Consider the following 9,353-nt stretch of genomic DNA (forward strand, 5'->3'; position numbering starts at 1 on the left):
TTCATGCGTGGGTCTCCGCCGGCTCCCGCGCCTCGGCGACGGCTTCCTCGCCACGGGCGTTGGCGACGCCGACCTGGACCGCGGTGACCTTGTACTCCGGGCAGTTGGTGGCCCAGTCGGAGTTCTCGGTCGTGACAACGTTGGCGCCGGTCACGGGGTGGTGGAAGGTCGTGTAGACGACGCCGGCCGGCATCCGCTCCGAGACCTGCGCGCGCAGCGTCGTGGATCCCACGCGGCTCGACAGGTCGACCAGGTCGCCGGTGGAGATACCGCGCATGTCGGCGTCGGCGGGGTGGATCTCGAGGACGTCCTCGGGGTGCCAGATGTTGTTGGAGGTACGCCGCGTCTGCGCGCCGACGTTGTACTGCGTCAGGATCCGCCCCGTCGTCAGCAGCAGCGGGAACTTCCGGCTGGTGCGCTCGGTCGTCGGGACGAACCAGGTCGGGACAAGGTGACCCTTCCCGCGCACGAACTCGCCGACATGCATCGTCGGTGTGCCCTGCGGGGCGGCGTCGTTGACCGGCCACTGCATCGAGCCCTCGGTGTCGAGTCGGGCGAAGCTCACCCCCGCGAAGGTGGGCGTCGTTGCCGCGATCTCGTCCATGATCTGCGCCGGCGAGTCGTAGGACATCGAGAAGCCCATCGCGGTGGCGATGTCGCAGACCACCTGCCACTCGTCCTTGCCGACCCGGGACTGGAACACCGGTCGGACCCGACCGAGCCGACGCTCGGCGTTGGTGAAGGTGCCGTCCTTCTCCAGGAAGGTGGTGCCGGGCAGGAACACGTGCGCGAAGCGGGCGGTCTCGTTCAGGAACAGGTCCTGCACCACCACGAGGTCCATCGCGCGCAGGGCGGCGTGGACGTGGTTGATGTTGGGGTCTGACTGGGCGATGTCCTCGCCCTGTACGTAGAGCCCGCGGAACGTGCCGGCGAGCGCGGAGTCGAACATGTTGGGGATCCGCAGGCCGGGCTCGGGGTCCAGCCTCTTGCCCCACAGCTCCTCGTAGATGCCCCGGACCTCGTCGCGGCCGACGTGCCGGTAGCCGGGGAACTCGTGCGGGAAGGACCCCATGTCGCAGGAGCCCTGCACGTTGTTCTGTCCACGCAGGGGGTTCACGCCGACGCCCTCGCGGCCGATGTTGCCGGTGATCATGGCCAGGTTGGCCAGGCCCATCACCATCGTGGAGCCCTGCGAGTGCTCGGTGACGCCGAGGCCGTAGTAGATGGCGCCGTTCGGCGCTACGGCGTACAGGCGCGCCGCCGCCCGCAGACTGTCCGGGTCGATGCCCGTCACGCCCGCGGTCTCCTCGGGGGAGTTGGCCGGGTCGCGGGCGAAGGCGAGGTAGTCGTCGACGTCCTCGCAGCGCTCCCGCAGGAACTCCTCGTCGTGCAGACCCTCGGTGACGATGGCGTTCGCCATCGCGTTGATGAAGGCGACGTTGGAGCCCGGCAGCAGTGGCAGGTGGTGGGACGCCTCCACGTGGGGGCTGCGGACCAGGTCGATCCGCCTCGGGTCGGCCACGATCAGCTCGGCGCCGGCCCGCAGGTGTCGCTTCATGCGCGAGGCGAACACCGGGTGGGCGTCGGTCGGGTTGGCGCCGATCAGCAGGATGACGTCGGCCTGCTCGACCGATGCGAAGTCCTGGGTGCCGGCGGAGGTGCCGAAGGTCTGGCTGAGGCCGTAGCCGGTGGGGGAGTGACAGACGCGCGCGCAGGTGTCGACGTTGTTGTTGTCGAACGCCGCGCGCACCATCTTCTGGACGACGTACACCTCCTCGTTGGTGCACCGGCTGGAGGAGATGCCGCCGATCGCGCCGACGCCGTGCTCGGCCTGGATCGACTTGAAACCCTCCGCAACCCTCGCGATCGCCTCGTCCCACGAGACCTTGCGCCACTCGTCGTCGATGGAGTCGCGCACCATCGGCGACATCTGGCGGTCCTGGTGGGAGGCGTACCCGTAGGCGAAGCGGCCCTTGACACAGCTGTGGCCCTCGTTGGCGCCGCCGTCCTTCGACGGGACCATCCGCACGACCTCGGCGTCGGGTCCCTCGCCCTTCACCTCGGCGCGGAACGAGCAGCCGACGCCGCAGTAGGCACAGGTGGTCTCGACCGAGCGGGTCGGCATGCCGAGCTCGACGATGGAGTGCTCCTGCAGCGCGGACGTCGGACAGGCCTGCACGCACGCGCCGCACGAGACGCACTCGGAGCTGAGGAAGTCGGTGCCGCCGGCGCTGATCTTCGAGTCGAAGCCGCGGCCCTCGACGGTGAGCGCGAACGTGCCCTGGATGTCGGCACAGGCCCGCACGCATCGGGAGCAGACGATGCACGAGGAGTCGTCGAACGCGAAGTACGGGTTGGACATGTCGACCGGCTGCGGGTGCGCGACCTGGCCGCGGGACTCCGGCCGGCCGTAGCGCACCTCGGCGGACCCGACCGTTGCGGCCAGCGCCTGGATCTCGCAGTTGCCCCGGGCGCAGCCGTCGCAGTCCTCGGGGTGGTCGGAGAGGTAGAGCTCCATGACGTTGCGGCGGAGCTCACGCACCGTCTCGGTCTGGGTGCTGACGACCATGCCGTCGGCGCACGGTGTCGTGCAGGACGCGGGCACGCCCTTGCCGCCCTCGACCTCGACCAGGCACATCCGGCACGAGCCGAACGCCTTGAGGGAGTCGGTGGCGCAGAGCTTGGGGATGGCCACGCCGGCCTCGGTCGCAGCGCGCAGGACCGACGTACCGGACGGTACGTCGACCTGGCGGCCGTCGATCGTGACCGTCACGGACCGCGTCACAGACTCCGCGTCGCGGATCGCCGGGGTGCCGAAGTCGACCTCGGGATCCCAGATGCTCTGCTGGTCGACGCTCATACGGGTGCTCCGCTCCGTTCGATTTCCTGGGGCTCGAAGTCCTCGGGGAAGTGCCTGATGGCGCTCTGCACCGGCATCGGTGTCAGCCCGCCCATCGCGCACAGCGACCCCTGGGTCAGGGTCTCGCAGAGGTCGTCGAGCAGCACCAGGTTGGCCGCGACGTCCTGCCCGGCGATGATCCGGTCGATGGTCTCCACGCCGCGCGTCGACCCCACGCGGCACGGCGTGCACTTGCCGCACGACTCGATCGAGCAGAACTCCATCGCGAAGCGCGCCATCCGGGCCATGTCGACGGTCTCGTCGAAGACCACGATGCCCCCGTGCCCGAGCATCGCGCCGGACTCGGCAAGGGCCTCGTAGTCCATGGGGACGTCGAAGCCGGACGCCGGGACGTACGCGCCCAGCGGGCCGCCGACCTGCGCCGCCCGGACCGGGCGGCCGGACAGCGCGCCCCCGCCGTACCCCTCCACGAGCTCGCGCAGGGTCACCCCGAAGGGCAGCTCGACGATGCCGCCCTGCTTGATGTTGCCCGCGAGCTGGAAGACCTGGGTGCCGCGGGAGCGGCCGGTGCCGAGCTCGGCGTACGCCGCGCCACCGTCCGCCAGGATCATCGGGACCGCGCACAGCGTCAGCACGTTGTTGACGGCGGTCGGCCGGCCCCAGAGGCCCTTGACGGCGGGGATCGGCGGCTTGGCCCGTACCTCGCCGCGTCGGCCCTCGAGGCTTTCGAGCATCGAGGACTCCTCGCCGCAGATGTACGCCCCTGCTCCGAGGCGAACCTGCAGGTCGAAGGTGAGGCCGGAGCCGAGGATGTTCTGGCCGAGGTAGCCGTGGGTGTACGCCGCGTCGATCGCGCGCCGCAGGGCGGCGACGGCGTGGGGGTACTCGGACCGCACGTAGACGTAGCCCTCGCTCGCCCCGACGGCGTGGGCGGTGATGGTCATGCCTTCGACGAGCGTGAACGGGTCGCCCTCGACGACCATCCGGTCCGCGAACGTCCCGGAGTCGCCCTCGTCGAAGTTGCAGGCCACGAACTTCAGATCGGACCCCGTCTCCAGGACGGTCTTCCACTTGATGCCGGCGGGGAAGCCGGCGCCTCCGCGCCCGCGTAGCCCGGAGTCGGTGACCTCCTGAACCACCTCGGCGGGGGAGAGCGACAGGGCCCGGTGGAGCCCGGCCCAGCCGCCGTGCGCGTCGTAGTCGGCGATCGAGGTCGGGTCGACCACCCCGACGCGAGCGAAGCTCACCCGCCGCTGCGAGGTCAGCCAGGCGTGCTCGTCGACCACCCCGATGCAACCCCGGTGGTTGAGGAGGTCGCTCTGCGACCGTCTCGAAACCACCCCGAGCAGAGCGGGCACGTCGTCCGGGGTCACGTTGGCGTACCCGACCCGGCCGGCGTCGGTGTCGAGCTCGACCAGCGGTTCGAGCCAGAGCATGCCGCGCGAGCCGTTGCGCACGACCTGCGAGCCGGCCGCCTCGAACGCGGCCGCCACCTCGTCGGCGCCCACCGAGACGGCGGCCGCGTCACCGGGGACGAACACTCGGCCAGTCGGAAGCGTCAACGCCATCCCTCCGTGAGCGCGTCGAGCCGTTCGGGCGACAGCCGGCCGTAGAGGCGGCCGTCCAGAGTTCCGGACGGCCCGAGCGCACAGTTGCCGAGGCAGAAGACCTCGGCCACCTCGACATCGGCGCCGAGGCTGCCCGCCCGCGACCGCGTGCCGTCGTACAGCGCCTCGGCCCCGACCGACTGGCACGCCTCGCCGCGACACAACGCGACGGTGTGCGCAGCCGGCGGAGCGGTCCGGAAGTCGTGGTAGAAGCTGACCACCCCGTGCACCTCCGCGACGGAGAGGTTCAGTACGTCGGCGATCGTCTCGACGTCCTCGCGGGCAACGTGGCCGAGCTCCTCCATCACCTCGTGCAGGACCGGCATCAGCGGACCTCGCTCGCCCAGGTGCTGCGACGCGATGGCGCGCACGAGAGTGATCCTGTCGGTGGTGGGCGCGGTCGTCATCGAGCAGCTCCTGGTGTGGCGGTCCTCACCATCGTAGTGCGGCCCGCGACCCCCGACATGACGTGCCACCACTGCCTCGCCGCACGCCCGCGTCGGTCACCGACGAGATCGTCTCCTTGGTCAGGCGCGACCGGCCGCGCGAGCCGCGTCCTGCTCGTCCTTCGCGCCCGCGGTCGACAGCCGCCCGCCCTGGTCCTCCAGGTGCGCGCGGATGAACCAGTGGAAGAGCTCGAGCTGCTCGGTCTGTCCGATGAACATGTCCTGGGTCACCAGGTCGAGGTCGTCGAGCTCGGCGATTCCGTCGCGGTAGCTCCCGACCACGCCTCGGTAGACGAGGTCGAGGGCGCCGAGGTGCTCCTGCGTTCCGGCTCGGCCGAGGGAGTAGTCGTCCCACGTCCGCTCCTCGACGATCGACCCCGGCGTGCCCTTGGGGGATCCACCGAGGGTGGCGATCCGCTCGGCCAGGTCGTCGGCGAATCCGCGTACGGCGTCCACCTGCGGGTCGATCATCTCGTGGACCGCGATGAAGTGCGGACCCACGACGTTCCAGTGCACGTGCTTGAGGGTCAGGTGCAGGTCGTTCATCGCGTGCAGCCGTGACTGCAGCAGCCCGATCACGCGCTCGGCCTGCTCTCGGCTCAGTCCGGGAGTCGTGTAATGGATGTCTTGTCGGGTGGCCATCCCGGCCCCGTACCCCTCTGGCCTGAGAACGTGCGCGTGGCTCACGCCACAGGGCGTCGAGGAGCCGCCCGTACCTGGCCCGGCGCCGCCGCAAGCTCGAGCCCGATGGGGGAGGCCGTTCAGGCCATGAAGCCGAGCGGTTGATAGCTGCCGAGTCCCGGGAACACCTTGGCCGGCGGACGGCCGGCAAACCGCGCTGACACGATCTCGGCCAGCACGTGGCGGTAGTCGGTGGTGACGTGGAGGTCCGACTCCAGGTCGTCGGCCAGCGCCGTAGGTGGCCGAGTTGTCCGCCGCCGCGATCGCCGGCCCGAGGTCTCGCGTGGCCTGCATCGTCGACCGCACCGCTGTGCCCATCGGACTGTGGTCGTGGTCCCACAGCGTGTGCACGGACCGTCGACGCTTGCCGGCGGGGTCGGTGTCCCACTGATCGTCGCCGGCGATGGTGGCGTCGTCCAGCGACCCGACGGTCATCAGAGAGACCGGGCCCGACAGCTCCGTCGGCGGGGGGCCGCCCGTGATCCCCACCCCTGACTGGGCTCCAGTGATGCGCTGACCGCGCGGGAGCCCCCAAACCGACGCGGGAGATGGTCGGGACAGCAGAAACGTACGGCGCTCGGCGCCTCGGGTGGGGTGGATTCGGCAGATTCGGCAGATTCGGGAGATTCGAAGCGAACCGATCGCGCGCGACGAACGTCTGACAGGTTCATCCAGGCTTCACCAGGTCGTGACCACGGCCGGGGTGGGCATCCCGCCTGACAGGGGTTACCGTCGGAGGCACGATGTACGGGGGTGCACTGAAATCTCGGGCAGGGTCGTGGGCACGTGGCCTACGACCCCCATCTGCGCGCATCGGGGTCAGCGTCACCGCCGTTGCGATCCTGGCCGCCGCCTTCGTGGCCGGTGGGCGCCAACCCTCCCGAGAGGTGCTGGCAACCGCACCGGTGCCGGCCGCACCGTCGCCGCCCGCCCCGACGACCGCCCCGGTCCACCTCCCAGACCCGAACGGGCGGGCCGTGCACAGCCCCGCCTCTCCGTCGCAGCCGGGCTCGGACCGCCCCTCCACCCGGGCCAGCGGCATCCCGCCGGTCGCCCTGACGGCGTACCAGCGCTCGGCCGCGGTCATCGACGCCGCCGATCCGTCGTGCCGGCTCGACTGGAGCCTGCTCGGTGCGATCGGCCAGGTCGAGTCGGACCACGGCCAGGTCGGTGGTAGCCGACTGAACGGCCACGGTGTCGCCCACCCGGCGATCATCGGACCCCGACTGGACGGTCGTCACGGCACCTCCCTGGTGCGCGACACCGACGCCGGACGCCTGGACGGTGACCGGCGGTTCGACCGTGCCGTCGGACCCATGCAGTTCCTCCCGTCGACGTGGGCCGCGGTCGCGGTCGACGGCGACGGCGACGGCCGGCGAGACGTCCAGGACGTCAACGACGCGGCCCTCGGCTCCGCCGTCTACCTGTGTGCCGACCACGACAACCTCGCCACCAAGGCCGGGAAGCGCGCGGCGCTGCTGCGTTACAACCACAGCCACGCGTACGCCGCGACCGTGCTGGCGATCGCGCACGCCCTGCACATCAGCAGCCAGTTCCTGCCCTCGACCGACATCTCCGTGCGCTCGGTCTCGTTCAACGGTCCGCTGCAGCTCCACCAGCAGGGGGGTCACCACCGCCACCTGAGGGGCGGGCACCCGACCAACGAGCCGAGCGCCGGCCCCACCCTGCTGCCCTCGCCACCCGGTCCGGTGATCTCCGACCCGATCCCGCCCACCAGCCCGACCACGGGCCCCACCCCGACGCCCACGCCCACCCCCACGCCGACGCCGACTCCCACCCCGACCGGCCCACCGGACCCGACCGACCCTGCCGAACCTCCGGTCATCCCCGACCCGCTCCCGCCCGAGCTGGCCGACCTGACACCCGATCAGGTCGACGCCTACAACGCCGCCTGGGCCGTCTGCGACGACGACCTCACGGCGGGCTGGTCGACGGCGAACAGCCAGCGCGAGGCCCTCACCCAGTGCCTCGCCGACGAGGTCGACGTCACGGTCGACGATCCCGCCCTGCTCACCTTCGTCGACTGGCTGGCCGTCAACGAGGACGCCCCCACCGACTGACGGCCCGCGCCACCCCGGGTGGGTAGAGTCTCCCGACAGCCAGCCCCCGAGTCCGAAGGACCCCGAACCGCCCATGGACGGCTCTGACAGTCGCCCCTCACCGTTCCCCTCGCACTGCTCGGTGACCCGGTGCTGACCGCCTGGCTCCTGCTCGGGGTGTCGGTCCTGCTGGTGATCGCGGCCGGTGTCTTCGTCGCCGCGGAGTTCTCCTTCGTCACCGTCGACCGGTCGAAGGTCGCCCGGGCCGCGGCGGAGGGTGATGCTCCCGCGGCCGGCGTCCTCAAGGCACTCCGGTCGCTGTCGACCCAGTTGTCGGGCGCCCAGGTCGGCATCACCATCACCAACCTCGCGATCGGCTTCCTCGCCGAGCCGGCCATCTCGCGACTGATCTCCGGCCCGCTCGAGAGCGCCGGCGTCGCGGAGCGTGCCGTCGACCCGATCGCGGTCGCGATCGGCCTCACCATCAGCTCCGTGGTGACGATGATCTTCGCCGAGCTGGTCCCCAAGAACCTCGCCATCGCCAAGCCGATGGAGACCGCGCGCGCCACCCAGGGCTTCCAACGCCTCTTCACCGCGGTGATGCGCGGCCCGATCCGGGTCCTCAACGGGTCGGCCAACGCGATCGTGCGCCGGCTCGGGATGGAGCCCCAGGAAGAGCTGCGGTCGGCCCGGTCCTCCACCGAGCTCGCCTCCCTGATCTCCCGCTCGGCCGACGAGGGCACCCTGGACGCCGACACCGCGGAGCTGATGGAGCGGTCGGTCGAGTTCGGCACCCGCACGGCCGGCGAGATCATGACCCCGCGGGTGCGCACGGTCAGCCTCGAGGCCAACGACCGGGCGTGGGCCGTGATCGAGCTGGCCCGGCAGACCGGGCACTCGCGCTTCCCGGTGCTCGACAACGACGACGCGGTGATCGGCACGGTGCACGTCAAGCACGCCGTGGCACTCCCCATCCCGGAGCGCCACACCACCAAGGTCAAGCACCTGATGACCCGGCCGATCGTGGTGCCAGACTCGCTGCGCCTCGACCCGTTGCTCACGTTGCTGCGGGAGGAGGGCCAGCTCGCGGTCGTACTCGACGAGTACGGCGACCAGGCCGGCATCGTGACCATCGAGGACGTGATCGAGGAGATCGTCGGCGACATCGCCGACGAGCACGATCGGGTCGGGGCGCGTGGCCGCCGGCGCCCGGACGGTTCGTGGAGTCTCTCCGGCCTGCTGCGACCCGACGAGGTCGAGGACCTCACGGGCATCGAGCTCCCCGACCACGAGGACTACGACACCATCGCCGGCCTGGTGCTGCAGGTGCTCGGACGAGTGCCCGTGCGCGGGGACGTCGCCGAGGTCCCGGTCCCCGACCGGTCCGACCCCGACCAGCCCGAGCGCCAGGCCCTCGCCGTCCTCACCGTCGAGCACATGGACGGGCTCCGCATCGACCGGCTGTCGCTCCGCCTCCTCGACGGAGGTGGTGAGGCGTGAGCACGGGCACCGCGGTCCTCCTCGCGATCCTCCTGGTCTTCGGCAACGCATTCTTCGTCGCGGCCGAGTTCGCCCTGGTCTCCGCACGTCGTACCCAGATCGAGCCCCGCGCCGAGCAGGGCTCGCGGTTCGCGCGTACGACGCTGCGCGCGATGGAGAACATGTCGCTGGTGATCGGGGTGAACCAGCTCGGCATCAC

7 protein-coding genes are annotated in these 9,353 nt (G+C 71.0%); 3 read left to right on the forward strand and 4 right to left on the reverse strand.

What is annotated here, in order from left to right:
• Nucleotide 1: 1 nt before the first annotated feature.
• The 4 genes from fdhF to VGJ24_RS19485 all read right to left on the reverse strand — a co-directional run bounded on the left by fdhF (nt 2) and on the right by VGJ24_RS19485 (nt 5,555).
• Nucleotides 2–2,860, reverse strand: a complete 2,859-nt coding sequence (fdhF, locus tag VGJ24_RS19470) for a formate dehydrogenase subunit alpha (protein WP_331502306.1) — start codon at nt 2,858–2,860, stop codon at nt 2–4.
• Nucleotides 2,857–4,401, reverse strand: coding sequence for an NADH-quinone oxidoreductase subunit NuoF (locus VGJ24_RS19475; protein ID WP_331502307.1), 1,545 nt, complete (start codon nt 4,399–4,401; stop codon nt 2,857–2,859). The genes fdhF and VGJ24_RS19475 overlap by 4 nt, the downstream gene beginning before the upstream one ends.
• Nucleotides 4,402–4,418: 17 nt before the next feature.
• Complete coding sequence (locus VGJ24_RS19480) at nt 4,419–4,874, reverse strand: NAD(P)H-dependent oxidoreductase subunit E (protein ID WP_331502308.1); 456 nt, start codon at nt 4,872–4,874, stop codon at nt 4,419–4,421.
• Nucleotides 4,875–4,994: 120 nt separating this feature from the next.
• Entirely contained in the window at nt 4,995–5,555 is a 561-nt protein-coding gene (locus VGJ24_RS19485; RefSeq protein WP_331502309.1) for a DNA starvation/stationary phase protection protein, read from the reverse strand.
• A 1,016-nt stretch (nt 5,556–6,571) separates the two neighbouring features.
• On the opposite strand from VGJ24_RS19485, the gene VGJ24_RS19490 reads away from it, so the two are divergent.
• From VGJ24_RS19490 to VGJ24_RS19500, 3 genes are all read left to right on the forward strand, one after another.
• Nucleotides 6,572–7,675, forward strand: a complete 1,104-nt coding sequence (locus tag VGJ24_RS19490; RefSeq protein WP_331502310.1) for a lytic transglycosylase domain-containing protein — start codon at nt 6,572–6,574, stop codon at nt 7,673–7,675.
• A gap of 129 nt (nt 7,676–7,804) precedes the next feature.
• On the forward strand, nt 7,805–9,154 hold the full coding sequence (locus VGJ24_RS19495) for a hemolysin family protein (protein ID WP_331502311.1): 1,350 nt from the start codon (nt 7,805–7,807) through the stop codon (nt 9,152–9,154).
• Nucleotides 9,151–9,353: CNNM domain-containing protein (locus VGJ24_RS19500; protein ID WP_331502312.1), on the forward strand; the 203-nt coding region annotated here is incomplete at its 3' end. The genes VGJ24_RS19495 and VGJ24_RS19500, both read left to right, overlap by 4 nt.

The sequence above is a fragment of the Nocardioides sp. genome (genome assembly GCF_036493135.1).
Taxonomy (GTDB): domain Bacteria; phylum Actinomycetota; class Actinomycetes; order Propionibacteriales; family Nocardioidaceae; genus Nocardioides.